Origin of the sequence: Streptomyces sp. HUAS 31 (genome assembly GCF_028198125.1) — a bacterium.
Classification (GTDB): domain Bacteria; phylum Actinomycetota; class Actinomycetes; order Streptomycetales; family Streptomycetaceae; genus Streptomyces; species Streptomyces chartreusis.
In genome coordinates, this window is the sequence record NZ_CP116353.1 from 3,711,133 (window position 1) to 3,724,995 (window position 13,863).

Genomic DNA, 13,863 nt, shown 5'->3' on the forward strand with positions numbered 1-13,863 from the left:
CGTTCCGGCTCACCGGCGTTCTCCCGTTCCGCCGGTTGCCGGTCGCCGATATGGCGCAGTGCCGAGTCTGACGAGGGGCCGTAGCCCCTGCCATCGGCCGATGGTCTAGGCAGCCGCGACTTTGGTCGCGGCACTCGGCCCGCCCCCGCCTCGCCGCTCGCCGATGGGGATTGTCAGTGCGGCCTGCGAAGGTGTGAGTGAGGAGGGGGCGGCCGCCGAGGTCGGAGGTGGAGAGCTCCTGACATGGACTGATGGACCCGTATCGCGCCCGGAGGTGGCATGGTGACGGCTCATGAGCACGGCTGGTCAGGCATGAACTGGGAGGGCTGGCAGGACTACGCCGACGTAAGACGCCGTCTGGACGAGGGTGCCGACCCCGAGCGCTGGGGTCGCGGAGGCAGCCGCGCACTGCACCGGGCAGCGGTCTTCGGCTCACCGGAGGTCGTAGCGGAACTGGCGGGCCGAGTGGCAGACGTGGACGCGCTCGAATACGGCACCACAGCCCTGTGGGAGGCGATCATGTCCGATCGCCCGGAGAACGCCCGAGCCCTCGCCGCCGCGGGAGCCGACCCCTGGCGCCCCCTGATAGGCAGCTGGTCCCCCGGACGCCTGAGCCTGGCAGGCCCCACCCCGGACCTCTTCCCCCTGCCGCCAGGCGAGACCGGCCTCACCGACCGGGAGCACGCGGCAGCCCAGGAGGGCAATCGTCTGACCGAGGCCCTGGCCGGCATCGACCACGACGGCTTCGGCCTGGCCTGCGTGGCCGGCATCGATGCGGAGGAGGCGGTGCGCCGCCTGGAGGCAACTCCGGCGGACGAGACGGAGGTGGCCGAGATCATCGACGATCCGTATGCCTACGACCCGGACGAAACCCTGCGCATCGTCGGCGTGACGACGGTCCCCGGCGGCTGCGTGGTCGCCCAGCCCTGGGGCTACGCACCCTCCATGCCCGGCACACACACCCGCCTGTCCCGAGGCACCATCAGCTACGGCCTCTACGCCAACCCCAAGAGCGGCAACCAGGGCAGCACCACCCGGGACGGCGTCATAGAGGGCTGGGACCTCCACCCGGGCGGCGCCCCGGACGAGGAGTCCTCTCCCGAGGAGGTCCTGTCGTCCTATCTCTTCCGCCACAACGCGGTTGCGTACGCCTGCGCCTGGACAGGCCTGCGCCCGACGGACACGCGGGCGGTGGTGGGCATGCCGGACAGGTGGGTGGAGCTGCCGAACCGGGATCACTGGGCTCACTGACCGGCCCCGCTCCGCCCAAAGCAAGGCCCGGTGCCCGGGCTCGTCGCCCAGGGCACCGGGGCCCATTGCGTTGAACTACGCCACGAAATCGATCTCGCTCAGTGGTGGCAGTCGGACCCGATGTCGTTGTACATCGCACCCGGGTTGCCTTCGCCATTGAGCGCGTTCCCTGCAAGACCGGGGAGCACCCCGATGTTGCTGAGAAGCTCGATGTTCATGTCGTGAGACTTGCAACCCCCGTGACCATGGCCGTCGTACGAGGACTGCGCGGAGGCGGTGCCGGTGGCTATGAGGCTCAGGGACCCGACCATCGCGGCCGCAAGAGCGGCCTTCTGAAGCTTGCGCATGTCTCCTCCTTGGTTCGCGTAGAGCGCACGACTAAAGATCTACTTAGCGCTCATTTGGGAGGCTAATCCGATATGTCCAGCAGCGCTCATCGAAGCTGCCATCCGGACCACGACCGTGAGGGGCAATCAGCTCTTCGCCGCCAGGCATGAGCCCCCATCAGCTACGCGACGCGGCCAGAGGGGACCGCCTAGGCCGGCACCCCACCATGGACGGCAAGCCGCTCACTCCAGAGCTGGAAGGGCAATGCGGCCAGTCACGCGGGTTCGGGTGAATGGCGAACATGCGGGGATCGCCAACGCGGGCCGCAGCGGCTCGTGTTGAGCGTTGCGGCCCGCGTCATCGCGTGATGTGTGGGTCAGCCGGACTTCGTCGGGGGTGGGGTCGTCGTCGTTGCCCTGCCCTCCGTCAGGAGCCACTCGTGGTGGAGGGCGCCCAGGGGGATCTTCGTCTGGAAGACGGGGGTGCCGAAGATGGTGAGTTGGAAATTGAGGGTGCCGGTCAGGTCCACTCCGCCGTAGAGGGCGTAGGCGCCTGCTGCCGAACCGGTGCCGTCGGCGGAGCCCTCGGCCGACGCGTCGGCGTGGGCGCGGACGTACGGGGCGAGGTCGGCGGTGACGCCCACCGTGCCGTAGAGGCCGACCGTGGCCTCGGCGCCGAGGGCCGCCTTGACGTCGCCGGCCGCTGTGACCTTGGTCTTCAGGGGCTCGCCCGTCATGTCGGACTCGCTGACCGGGGTCCAGCCCTTGGCCCAGGAGAAGCTGCCGCCGACGCGGAAGTCGCCCTTGAGGTCCTGTTCGACGTCGACGGTGACCTTGCCGTCCGCGTTCACCTGGATGTAGCAGGTCAGGTCGAGGTTGACGACGACCGGGATCGGGCCGACCTGGATCACCGGGTCGGAGTGGAGCTCGGCGAAGGGGATGCGGATCGGCTGCCCGTCGGTGGAGCCGGCCGCGCGGCCCTTCAGGGACCACTTGGAGGCCCAGTCACCCGAGAGGCCCAGGAAGGCTCCGCCGGGTGACGTGCCCTCCCCGGCGGAGTCGGCCGTGCTGTCCGCCGTCCCGGAGCCCGCGGCGCTGCCCGTCGTCCCGGAGGCGTCCGAGCCGTCCGCGTCCTCCGAGCCGTCGTACGAGAACGCGACCTCGGGGGCCAGCTGTACGAAGCCCTCCACCGACGCGGCCGCCGACGCCGGGGCGCCCTCGGCCGTGGCGATCGCGGCGCCGACGTCGAGTCGCAGGCTGCCCAGCGGGAGCTTCGCGCCCTCGGGGCCGAAGTGGAGGTCGCCGGTCTTCGCCCAGGAGACCTTCACGCCGTTCACGAGCGGCTTGACGTCGACGGACGACGGGTCGACCGGGACCTCGCCCTCGGCCTTGCTCGCGCCCAGCACGGAGTTGAGCTTCGCCGGTTCCGTCTCGACGGCCGTACCGCCGTTCTCCGCGGCGCCCACGACGTCCGTGATCTTCGCGAGCACGCCGTCGGGGGCGCCGGGGGCGGGAGCGCTGGCGATGATGTCGCCGACGGCCACCGGGGGTTGGGTCGACGGCCCCGCCGAAGCCCCGGCCGACGAAGACGCCGATGCACCGGCGGACGGGTCGGCCGGAGCAGTGGTGGACGGGTCCGCCGGGGTGGCGGAAGACGGAGGTGTCGAGGGCCTCGCCGTCGGCTTCGTGGGCGTCCGCGCCGTGATGACGGCCCGGCCGGTCTTCCTGTCGAACGAGGCGACCTTTAGGGAGGACTTCTTCGCCCCGCCTCCGCCGTCGCCGTCGGCCACGGCGGTGGGGGTGGCCGCACCGGACGGGGCCGATACGACGGCGAGTTGTTCCTGGGCGGCCGCGGGCCCGGGGCTGTCCGAAGCCGTGGAGGCCGCCGCGTCCGTGGTGGCCGGGGTGTTGGTGGAGCAGCCGGTGGTCAGTACGGCCGCGAGAGCGATCGCCGACAGTACGGCGTGGCTCTTGAACTTGGGTCTGTGCACGCGTGTTCCTCGGGAGCGGTGTATGGGGGTGCGCTACAGGAGGTGACGCATGAGGGGTCGGCACGCCGGTCGTCGAGACGGGCATGCCGGTATGGCCGGTCCGGCGCGGGGCGCGCGGACGGTGGCTTGGTTACCCCCCAGTAGTCGTTCATGAGCATGCCAGTACGACAGGGGGGCGCATCCGCTTTCTATGGGCGGGAGAGCGGTGACGTGAGTCACACCCGAGGGCAGTCAACTCCCGTGATCGGACTAAGGGTTCGATGCAATTCCTCCCCGGGGGCTCAGGGCTCCCCCTCGCGCCCGGCGCCGTCCATCGGCGTCAGGACGCGGGTGCCCGTCTGCCGGTAGATCACCGAGCTGCGGAACGTCACGACCTCGCGGCGGGCGCTGAAGCGGTCCATGAGGAAGGCGTGCAGGTGCTCGATGTCGGGGACGGCCACATGGACGAGGAAGTCGTCCTCGCCCGAGACCACGAACACCGATACGACCTCGGGGAGTTGGGTCAGATAGCTCTCGAAGTCGTAGATCACCTCCCGGCTCAGGGGGCGCAGCTTGGCGAAGACCAGGGCCTGGAGCGAGCGGCCGAGCAGGCGTGGCTGCACGGCCGCGTGGTAGCCGGTGATCACTCCGCGGGCGCGCAGGGCGCGGACCCGTTCCAGGCAGGTGGAGGGCGCTATGCCGACCCTGCGGGCGAGTTCGCGGTTGGTCAGCCGTGCATCGCGCTGGAGATAGGTGAGGATCGCCGAATCAGTGTCGTCCATGGCCGTGATTCTTCCCGCGTCACCGAATTTGGTTCGGCCGAGCCGCCCAACTCCCGTGTTCCGTCCTACATTTCCCACGCCGACGCCGGACCGAAGGGAGCCCTCGTCCATGACGACCGCCGCCGATCTCGTGGCCGACCAGGCCGTCGACCACTACGACCGCTTCCTCGCCGAGCACTACACCTGGATGCTCGGCGGTGATCTCGACGCCCTCGCGGCGGGGCAGCGTGCCGCGCTCGCGGAGTGGGGCGTGACGCCCGGGTCGGCGATCGGTACGGCGGCCGGGTCGCTGGCCGTGGACCTGGGGTGCGGTCCGGGGCATGCCAGTCTCGCGCTGGCCGCGCTGGGCTTCGACTCCGTCCTCGCGGTCGATCTGAGCCGGCCGCTGCTGGGCGAACTCGCCGCGCACGCGGCCCGGTTGCCCGCGGTCCGGGCGGTACGGGCCGATGTGCGCGGCGCCCTGCGGGAGCTGGTGCGGCCGGGGTCGGCGGGGGCCGTCGTCTGTCTGGGCGACACCCTGACGCATCTGCCGACCCGCGGGGACGTGGCCGCTCTCTTCGCCGACGTCGCCGCGGCCCTCGCGCCCGAGGGGACGGCCGTGTTCTCCTACCGCGATCTGACGGTCCCGCTCACCGGCACCGACCGCTTCCTGCCGGTGCGGGCCACCGAGGACCGGATCATGACGTGCTTCCTGGAGTACCCGGACGACTACAACGACTACACGGTCGTCGTGCACGATCTGATCCACACCCGCGCCGACTCCGACGCCGACTGGACGCTCACCGCCCGCAGTTACCGCAAGCTTCGGCTCTCCCACGCCTGGGTTTTGGAGCAGCTGCGCACGGCCGGGCTGCGGGTGCGGCACGAGGAGAGCGGGGCGGGCGGCCTGCGGACGGTCGTCCTGGAGCGTGCCGCCCGCTCACTGCCGTACATGCAACAGGAGAACGGCGGCGGTCAGTTGTCGGACCAGTAGACGCCGTTCAGGCCCTCCTGGGCGATGGTCCTGGACAGGACGTTGCCCTCCAGGACGTAGCGCGCGTGCTTGTCGGTGAGGAAGAAGTCGAGCGCGTTGACCGGCGTCGTGGCGTCGCAGGCCAGGTCGCCGCGGATGCAGAAGCGGGCGACCGGGACGCCCTTGAACTCCCGGGGGCCGGGGCCGGTGGAGGTGAAGCCGAAGGCGCCCAGGCCCTTGGGGACCTTGGCCCACATGCCGGTGTCGGGCTGCTTCGGGTCGGCGTACAGCTTGCCGTCGACCAGCTCGCGCGGGACTTCGGTGCCGCCGCCGGCGATGGTCTCCAGGACCGCGTCGGCGGCCTGGGCGCCCTGGGAGTAGCCGACGATGGTCAGGCGTGCGGTCGGATCGTCGCGGTGGGTCTTCTCGACGGCGGCCAGGAGGTTGACGTAGCCCTGGGCCACGCTGCTGTCGTAGCTCGGCGCGGTGAGGTCCGGCTGGTTCTTGCCGTTGAGCCAGGGGCCGGCGCTGGAGGGGTAGCAGACGGGGACGACCTTCGCGCCTTCCTCCAGGTGCTGGTTGGCGTAGTAGAACGTCCCGGTGCACTGGGGCGCGGGCTGCACGGTGCCGGTGCCGCCGATCTGGATGTAGTAGTGGCCCGGAGCCTCCTCGGCCTGCGCGACGGCGGGTGTGAGAGCGGCGGCGGCCGTCATCGCCGCCGTGATCGCGACGGCTTTGGCGCGGCGCGTGAGCCGGTGGGTGCTCGGCATGGTGTCCCCCATGGTCGTGGTGGTGGATTTCGCCTGTGCTGTGGCGCCAGACGCTAGAGAGGGGCGATGAAATCGTCGTGAAGGGCGGCGCGGCGGTGGTGCCGGGCCAGGTGCTGTTGCAGGCGGGCGTGGCGGAACTGGTAGACCGCGCCGGCCTGGCGCAGCACCCCGCGCTGGTAGGCGTCCTCCAGGAAGGTGACCACGGCCCACGGCAGGCGTCCGGTCAGCGGCAGCCAGATCCGGGTCAGGACGAGCCACTGGCCCCAGGCGGTCAGGGTGAGGGCGTAGCCGATGGCGCCGCCGAGGCCGCTGATGACGCCGAGCAGGGCGGCGGCCTCGGAGGTCCAGACGAGGGGGCCGACCGAGCCCTGGAGGACGTCGACAGCCACGCCGCTGCCGAAGCCGACCACCGCTCCGAACGTGGGTGCCCACACCAGCACTTGGGTGGTCACGGTGCCGCGGTTGGTGGTCAGGAGGCTGCGCGGGTTGACGGCCGAGTCGATGTCGAGGGGCGTTTCGAGGAGCCCGAGGAGACAGAAGGTCAGTCCGGTGGCGACGCCGAAGACCGAGCCGTAGACGAGGCCGTCGACCAGTCCGACGTGCACGATGATCGAGAGGTCGGACGTGACGGCGTACGTGATCACCATGCCGACCACGAATCCGTACCCGAAGCCGAAGACCGCCCCGCCGAGCGTGCCGATCACCAGTCGGGGCCCGGCCGTCCACACGGTGGCACCGGGCCTGCGGCGCAACTGCAGGCGTACGGCGGAGGGTGCGGCCTGCTTGCCCTTCGCCGTGTACGTCAGCCAGTGCACGAACCCGAACATCAGGCCGGCGAGGAGCCCGACGACCGACGCGTCCAGGAGGGCGCCGGTGACCCTGCCGTTGACGCCGAAACTGATGGCGCCGTCGACCAGGCCGATGGCCAGTGCGAGCAGGACGGCGGTGACGAGGGTGCGGGTGGAGCGGCGCAGTCCGTTGCCGAGCCGCCACCAGGCGAGGTCGGGCGTCTTGAGCCCGGTCAGATGGTGGGCCAGGTAGCCGAGCCAGTGCCGGGCGCGGTCCGCGTCGAAGCCCGGGTGCGAGCCGCCGGACGAACTGCCGTGCAGCCGGTGGCGGTAGACGGTCGGGATGAAGTTGTCGAGCAGGTGGTCCTCCAGCTTCTCCGGGCTGCCGAACCGCTCGGTGTCCAGGAGACAGGCCGGGTCGTGGTCGGGGGTGTCGCTGTAGATGGTGCGGGCGAGCGCGACCATCAGCGGGGTCTTCAGGACCGTGGCGAGCGGGGAGTCGGGCCGGTCGCGGGGCTGCTCGCGCAGCGCGGTCAGCACCGGGTCCCAGGCGTTGGCGTCGGGGTCCTCGCGGCCGGGTTTGCGGGTGGTGCGGGGCAGATAGGCGGCGAGGTCGTCGAGGGTGAGGTCGGTGAGCCGGATCGCGGCGGCCGCGGTCAGCACGTCGGTCTCGGCGACCGCGGCGGCGTACTCCGCGGGGCGGCTGGTGAGGACCAGGGGGAGGGTGGTGGCGTTGAGCGCTTCCAGCGCGGGGCGGCGCAGGCCGTCGGCGATCTCGTCGAAGCCGTCGAGGACGGGGAGGATACGGCCGGACTCGACCAGCTCGGCGGCCAGGCTCTCCCGGCCGCGGCCCCGGGCGGCGTAGCCGGGGTGATCCCGGGTCAGCTGTGCGGCCAGCCAGTCCCGCAGGGTGATGGTGGTGGGGTTCCAGGCGCCGATGCTGAAGATCACCGGGACGGGTTCGGAGGTGCCGCGCGTCCTGAGGTGGTCGAGGACGAAACGCAGGGCCAGGATCGTCTTGCCCGAGCCGGACCGGCCGAGGACGACCAGTCGCCGGGAGGGGATGCGCCGGTAGGTGCCGGCGATCTCGCCGAGCTCGCCGTCCAGGTCGAGGGGGTGGGCCGTGGCCTGCGCGGGGAGCCGGAGGATGTTGGCCCAGTGGTCGGTCAGTGCCTCGGGTGCCGTCTCCCAGCGGACGGGGAGGGGGAAGGGGTCCTGGACCTGACGCTGCTCTTCCTCGCGCTGCCAGCGGGCGGTCACCAGGGCGGCGAGCTGTTCCGCGGGGTCGGACGGAGGGTGGGGGTCCGACGGAGGGTGGAGGGCGGACGGAGGGTGGGGGTCGGACGGGGGGTGGAGGGCGGTCGACGGCGGGGTCGGGGCGGGTGGATCGCCGGGTCCGGCGTCCGTCGGGGCGGCGCCGGTGGGATCCGCGTCGGCCTCGGTGCCGGGCTCGGCCTCGGCCTCGGCCGAAGGTTCGGGTTCGGCCGAAGGTTCGGGTTCGGGTTCGGGTTCGGCCGGTTGCCCGCCGTCCTGGTCCCGGCGGACGGCGGCGCGGAGTAACTCCTCGCGCTCCCGGGGTCGTAGCGCGAGTTCCTCGGCCAGACGCTGCACCGTGGTCATGCGCGGGTTGGTTCGCTTGCCGGTCTCCAGGCCGCGGATCGTGCGCACACTGACCTCGGAACGCTCCGCCAGTTCCTCCTGGGTCAGCCCCGCCGCCGTCCGCAGCCGTCGCAGCACCTCGCCGAACTCACCGGCCACAAGTCACAGCCTCTCCCCCAGAGATGTCGACTTTCCGCAGGTGAGGGACTCTAGCGCGGTCACCGGCCACATATGACCGCCTCAATGGCCTGTCCACGTTTCCTACACCAGGGCCACCTTCGATGGCATCGACGGGATCGACCGGAGCGAACGCCTCGCCCGGTCCGGAGAACGGGGAACCGCCATGCCTACGACGACCGCACGCCAGGGACACCCGAGCGCTCGCCAGGGCTGCCCGGGCGCCGCGTCCCAGGCACGCACGGGCGCCCATCAGCCGGTGCGCGAGCCCCAGCCGTCCGGCCCGGGTCTCGCCGGTCTCACCGCCCAGGAACGCGACGTGCTGTACGCCCTCGGCTGCGGCCTGCCCGACGCCGAGATCGCGGACGCGCTGTCGCTGCCGGAGCGTGCGGTGGCCGGACAACTGGGACGCGTCCTGGTGAAGTTGGGGCTGCCGGACCGGACCGCCGCCATCGTGCACGCCTTCGACTGCGGTCTGGTCGTACCGGGGCAGGGGCCGCGGAGGCAGTCGGCGCCGGCGGTCACCGGACGCGGCCGGACCGGCCCCGGCGGCGGTGGTGGAAGCGGTGCTGCGGCCGACGCGCGGTTGCGGGTCTGTGTGCTCGGCCCGTTGCGGGCCAGGCTCGGCGGGCGGTCGGTGGACGTCGGCCCGGTCCGGCAGCAGGCCGTGCTCGCGGCGCTGGCGCTGAGCCCCGGCCGGTCGGTCAGCCGGCAGGCACTGCTGGACGGCGTCTGGGGGATGGAGTCGCCCGGCGCGAACGTCGTACCGGTCTATGTGTACCGGCTGCGCAAGGGCCTGCGGCTCGGGGAGTGCCCCGACTCGGTGATCGGGCGCGACCGGTACGGCTATCGGCTGGTGCGGGACGCGGTCGAGGTGGATGTGACCTGCATGGAAGACCTGGTCGGGGCGGCCGAGGCCGCCGAGCGGGCCGGGGACGGGGCCGAGGCGGTACGGCTGTACGGCCGTGCGCTGGAGCTGTTCCGGGGCGAGCCGCTGGCCGGACTGCCGGGGCCGTTGGCCGAGTTGGAGCGGCTGCGGCTCGTCGAACGCCGGGTCGCCCTCGCTTACCGGAAGGCGCACTGGCAGCTACGGCTGGGCCGGGTCGCCGACGCGCTCGCCGGCCTGTCCGCGCTGGCGCTGGAACAGCCGCTGAACGAGCCGGTCGCCGCGCTGCTGATGCGCGCGCTGCACCACGCAGGGCGGCGGGCCGAGGCCCTGGCCGTGTTCGACCGTACGGCCCGCCGGCTCGCCGACGACCTGGGCGTGGCGCCCGGCGAACCGCTGCGCCGGGCACGGTGGTCGATCCTGCGCGGGGACGAGGCGGGTCGTGGGCGGGCGGGGGCGGCGTGAGCGACGGGACGGGGCGGGGGTGGGACCGGGATCGGGAGCGGGACCGAGCGGCCGACGGAACGGATCGGGACCGAGCGGCCGACGGGACGAAGCGGGACCCGGACCGAGCGGGTGGCGGGGAACCGGACCGAGCGCGTGGCGGGGAACGGGACCGAGCGGCCGACGGGACGAAGCGGGACCCGGACCGAGCGGGTGGCGGGGAACCGGACCGAGCGGGTGGCGGGGAACGGGATCAGCCCCCCTGGGACCCCGCCCTCACCCGCGCCGACGCCCTGCTTCTGGCCCGTGTCTCCGAGGCCGCGGGCCGAGCACGTCTGGGTCGGCGGCAGGCCACCTACGGGCCGCCGCTCGCCGAGCCGGGCCGCCGGTGGGCCGGTCTCGCCGGTGCGCGTCGGCTGCTGCGGGGCGACCGCGAAAGGACTGGAACCGGCCCTATCGACCGGCTGGACCTGTACGAGCGCGGCCTGACGGTGGCCGTCGACGGGCGGATCCATGTCGTCCGGTACGACACCACGGTGGTGCGCCGGCGCCGGGCCCTGTCCTCGCAGGGCCTCACCCGCGCCCATGTCCTCGTCGACCTCGACGGTGAGCGGATCGTGCTGCGCTGCCGCGACTTCGGCGAGCCGGAGGCATGGGGACCGGAGATCCACCGCTCCGTCGCCGACGCCCAGGTACCGAGGGCCCTCGCCGCGCTGACCCGGGGCGAGCGACTCGACTTCGGTCCGGTGTGGCTCACCAGGGCCGAACTCGGCTCCCGCGGAACGACGCTGCGCTGGGCGCAGGTCCAGCGGATCGAGATCCTCAAGGGCTCCGTCGCCGTACGCACCGCCGGCCGGTGGCAGGTGTGGGGGTCCGTCACGTCCGGGATCCCCAACCTCTGCGTCCTGCGCACCCTCGCCGAGTACCTCACCGCGGCCGAGCGCGACGAGGACTGACGTACCCCGCGCCCCTCCGCTCCACCCGCCACACCCGCCACACCCTGCGCAGAAGGAGATTCCGGCATGGCCGACAGCTACCGATACCGATGCGGCGAGTGCGGGCACCGCACCGCCTGGGGGAGCGAGTCCCAGGGCGAGCAGGCGATCGAGACCCACTACGCCCGCCGCCATCCGCACATCGTCCCCGGCGGAGTGGTCGAGTTCCGCAAGGGCTCCTCCGGGTGCGGCTCGGGCTGCCTGATCGCCCTGGGGATCGTGGTCCTGCTCCTGATCATCGCTTCCCGCCACTGAGACCACGCACCACGCACGGCACACAACTCACAGCCATCCATGAGGCATCGGACACGGAGGATCACATGAACGGGGCGAGCGGGAGCATGACGAACGCACTGATCGACAAAGCCAGGGCCGAGCGCGAGCGGCGCCGCAGCGGACGGAGCCGGACCACCGCGCTGACCGTCCTGGCGGTGCTCGGCGGCATCGGGCTGCTGCTGGCCCTCACCGTCGGCGGAGACCCGAACGAGCCGCCGAGCTGCGACGACAGGACCATGACGCGCAGCGACGTATGCATGATCTACTCCAGCGGAGGCGGCGGCGGCTCCTTCTCCTACGACGAGATGGTCGACCGCCGCGAGTCGAGCGACTCGGTGCTGCGCGGGATCGGCTTCGGACTCGCCGGGCTCTGCGCGGTGCTGATGATCCCGGCCGCGACCCGGCTCGACCCGGCGACGCCCTGGGGCGACCCGGTCACCGGGCCCTGCCCGCGCTGCGGCAAGCCGAACCGCCGGGAGCGCAAGACCACGCACAGCGTCACGCAGGGCCGGACGACCTCGTACTACACGGGCATCGTGACCCTGTGCACCTGCGGCTACAGCGATGTGCGGCGACGGCCCTGACACGGCTCGAAAATGGTTTGTCCCGTGAAGTCGGCTCGCCCTATCGTGAGCCGACTTCGACGAGACGTTCCCCCGGAAACACGCCGCAGAGCGGGAGCGTCCCACCTCGCTGAGGTGCCGGAGGGGGCGGCAACTGACTTTGTCGACCCCTCACTTCGGAGGCTCTTCATGAACGTCGGTACGAATGTCGGTATCGGCCTGCCCGTCGGCGACCCGGCCGCCCTGCTCACCTGGGCCCGCCGCGCCGACGCCGGCCCCTTCAGCACCCTCGGACTGCTCGACCGGCTCGTCTACGACAACCCCGAGCCGCTGGTCGCGCTGGCCGTCCTCGCCGGCGCCACCACGCGCGTCCGCGTCCAGACCGAGGTGCTGCTCGCCCCGCTGCGCGACACCGCCCTGCTGGCCAAGCAGGCCGCCACCCTGGACCGGATGACCGACGGACGGCTCGTCCTCGGCCTGGGCGTCGGCGGCCGGGAGGACGACCACCGCGCCACCGGCACCGACCTGCGCACCCGGGGCCGGCGCCTGGACCGGCAGATGGAGACGATGTGCCGTCTGTGGCACGGCGAGCCCTACGGCGACGGCGTCGGCCCGATCGGCCCGGTGCCCGCCCGCCTCGGCGGCCCGGAGCTGCTCTTCGGAGGCTTCAAGCCCGCCGCCCTCGAACGCGTCGCCCGCTGGGGCGACGGCTTCCTCGCGGCCGCGGCGCCCTCCTGGGCGGGCGGCCTGTTCGACACGGTGCGCGGCTTCTGGAAGGAGTACGGCCGCGACGGCGAGCCCCGTCTCGTGGCCCAGGTGAACGTCGCGCTCGGCCCGCCGGACGTGATCGACGACGCCCGCACCCGGATGCACGCCTACTACGCCTTCACCGGCATGCCCGACCGCATGGTCGACGGCATGCTCACCACCCCGGCCGACATCCGCGCCGCGATCACCGCCTACGCCGATCTGGGCGTCGACGAGGTGATGCTCTACTGCTACGGCCTCGACCCGGACCAGGTGGACCGCCTGGCCGACGTGCTGTGACAGCCATCCCGTGACCCCGATGCCGTATCCCGATCCCGTGATCCCGATCCTGTAGCGCTCCTGTTGCCGGAACTGTGGGCTCCGCCACAGCCGGGTGCGCCGGGCCCTGTTGGACTCGGCGCACCCGCAGTCGTCCGTCGTTCCGCGACCTGGAGGCCAGGTGTTTCTGCTGATCCTGCTGTTCGTCCTGATCGCGGTGATCACCGCGATCGGCCTGGCCGGACACGGCAGCCGCACCCTGGCCGACCGTCGCGAACGGCGCACCGGAGTGCCCGGCACGCTGCGCGGCATCGCGGCCCTCGCGGGCGCCGGGGCGTTCGCCCTGTACGCGTGGGGGCTGCTCGCGGTGTGCGGCGCGGTCATGACGGCGGAGGACGGCGGCACCGACTCGGCACCGCCGCAGTCCTGCCGTACGGCGGGCTGGTGGGAGCGGCACGAGCGGGGCATCGAGATCACCGACCACAAGGTGACGTACATCCCGCTCGGGTTCGTCTGCGAGACGAGCGACGGCGGGAGTTACGACACGGGTGACGTGCCCGGGTATGTGAACCCGGGCGTGCCGGCGCTCGCCCTGACCGCCGCCGGGTGCGCCATCGGCGCGGGCTACGTGACCGAGCTGCGGACCCGGGCGGAGTCCCGCGGGGACCGGGCCGGTTAGCCTCGGTCCTGAAGGGACCGGCCGAAGTGGTCGCCGGCCCGGCAGCAGTGGTTGGAGGCAACATGGCGAAGGTTCCCAGCGCGGTGGTCGCGGCGGGCGGACTCGTCGGCGGGTACGGCATGGCCCGCTGGACCGGGAACCGGCAGCTAGGCGGTGCCGTACTGGCCGTGGCGGGCGCCTCCGCCGCGCAGCAGTGGCGACAGCGGGCGGGCGGCAGGGCCGCGGGCGCCCTGACCACCGCCTACGTCGCCGCCTTCGCCGGTTCGCACCCACTGGCCAAGAAGGTCGGCGCCTGGCCGGCCGTGTTCGGGGTGGCGGGCGCGATGGCCCTGGCGTCCTGGGCGGTGGCGGACCGCCGCGGCTGACGCGAGGTGACGGG

General features: G+C 72.5%; 14 protein-coding genes. 9 read left to right on the top strand and 5 right to left on the bottom strand.

The window, feature by feature from the left end; translation table 11 throughout:
- Nucleotides 1-279: 279 nt before the first annotated feature.
- Complete coding sequence (locus PGH47_RS16370; RefSeq protein ID WP_271664059.1) at nt 280-1,251, top strand: ankyrin repeat domain-containing protein; 972 nt, start codon at nt 280-282, stop codon at nt 1,249-1,251.
- Between the two features lie 98 nt (nt 1,252-1,349).
- On the opposite strand, the gene PGH47_RS16375 is transcribed toward PGH47_RS16370, so the two are convergent.
- From PGH47_RS16375 to PGH47_RS16385, 3 genes are all read right to left on the bottom strand, one after another.
- Nucleotides 1,350-1,598, bottom strand: coding sequence for a hypothetical protein (locus PGH47_RS16375; RefSeq protein WP_107905633.1), 249 nt, complete (start codon nt 1,596-1,598; stop codon nt 1,350-1,352).
- A 356-nt stretch (nt 1,599-1,954) separates the two neighbouring features.
- Nucleotides 1,955-3,568: a hypothetical protein gene (locus PGH47_RS16380; protein WP_271664060.1), complete on the bottom strand. Its 1,614-nt coding sequence runs from the start codon at nt 3,566-3,568 to the stop codon at nt 1,955-1,957.
- Nucleotides 3,569-3,849: 281 nt separating this feature from the next.
- Nucleotides 3,850-4,329: an Lrp/AsnC family transcriptional regulator gene (locus tag PGH47_RS16385; protein ID WP_271664061.1), complete on the bottom strand. Its 480-nt coding sequence runs from the start codon at nt 4,327-4,329 to the stop codon at nt 3,850-3,852.
- Between the two features lie 109 nt (nt 4,330-4,438).
- Here PGH47_RS16385 and PGH47_RS16390 point away from each other — a divergent pair, with 109 nt between their 5' ends.
- Nucleotides 4,439-5,302, top strand: a complete 864-nt coding sequence (locus PGH47_RS16390) for a class I SAM-dependent methyltransferase (protein ID WP_271664062.1) — start codon at nt 4,439-4,441, stop codon at nt 5,300-5,302.
- Here the strand turns inward: PGH47_RS16390 and PGH47_RS16395 are convergent.
- Both PGH47_RS16395 and PGH47_RS16400 read right to left on the bottom strand, forming a co-directional pair.
- A complete protein-coding gene (locus PGH47_RS16395) occupies nt 5,284-6,051 on the bottom strand; it encodes a PE-PPE domain-containing protein (RefSeq protein WP_271664063.1) in 768 nt (255 codons plus the stop codon). The genes PGH47_RS16390 and PGH47_RS16395 overlap by 19 nt on opposite strands.
- Nucleotides 6,052-6,104: 53 nt before the next feature.
- Nucleotides 6,105-8,597 (bottom strand): helix-turn-helix domain-containing protein, encoded by a 2,493-nt coding sequence (locus PGH47_RS16400; RefSeq protein ID WP_271664064.1) that lies wholly within the window; start codon nt 8,595-8,597, stop codon nt 6,105-6,107.
- A gap of 184 nt (nt 8,598-8,781) precedes the next feature.
- Between PGH47_RS16400 and PGH47_RS16405 the strand changes: the two genes are divergently transcribed.
- From PGH47_RS16405 to PGH47_RS16435, 7 genes are all read left to right on the top strand, one after another.
- Nucleotides 8,782-9,966, top strand: a complete 1,185-nt coding sequence (locus PGH47_RS16405; RefSeq protein WP_271664065.1) for a BTAD domain-containing putative transcriptional regulator — start codon at nt 8,782-8,784, stop codon at nt 9,964-9,966.
- A complete protein-coding gene (locus PGH47_RS16410; protein WP_271664066.1) occupies nt 9,963-10,901 on the top strand; it encodes a DUF6585 family protein in 939 nt (312 codons plus the stop codon). Before PGH47_RS16405 ends, PGH47_RS16410 begins: the two co-directional genes overlap by 4 nt.
- A 66-nt stretch (nt 10,902-10,967) precedes the next feature.
- Complete coding sequence (locus PGH47_RS16415; RefSeq protein ID WP_271664067.1) at nt 10,968-11,195, top strand: hypothetical protein; 228 nt, start codon at nt 10,968-10,970, stop codon at nt 11,193-11,195.
- An 86-nt stretch (nt 11,196-11,281) separates the two neighbouring features.
- Nucleotides 11,282-11,800, top strand: coding sequence for a hypothetical protein (locus PGH47_RS16420; RefSeq protein ID WP_271664068.1), 519 nt, complete (start codon nt 11,282-11,284; stop codon nt 11,798-11,800).
- A gap of 168 nt (nt 11,801-11,968) precedes the next feature.
- Nucleotides 11,969-12,826: an LLM class flavin-dependent oxidoreductase gene (locus PGH47_RS16425; RefSeq protein ID WP_271664069.1), complete on the top strand. Its 858-nt coding sequence runs from the start codon at nt 11,969-11,971 to the stop codon at nt 12,824-12,826.
- Nucleotides 12,827-12,986: 160 nt separating this feature from the next.
- A complete protein-coding gene (locus tag PGH47_RS16430) occupies nt 12,987-13,484 on the top strand; it encodes a hypothetical protein (RefSeq protein WP_271664070.1) in 498 nt (165 codons plus the stop codon).
- 62 nt (nt 13,485-13,546) lie between these two features.
- On the top strand, nt 13,547-13,849 hold the full coding sequence (locus tag PGH47_RS16435) for a hypothetical protein (RefSeq protein ID WP_271664071.1): 303 nt from the start codon (nt 13,547-13,549) through the stop codon (nt 13,847-13,849).
- Nucleotides 13,850-13,863 lie beyond the last annotated feature (14 nt).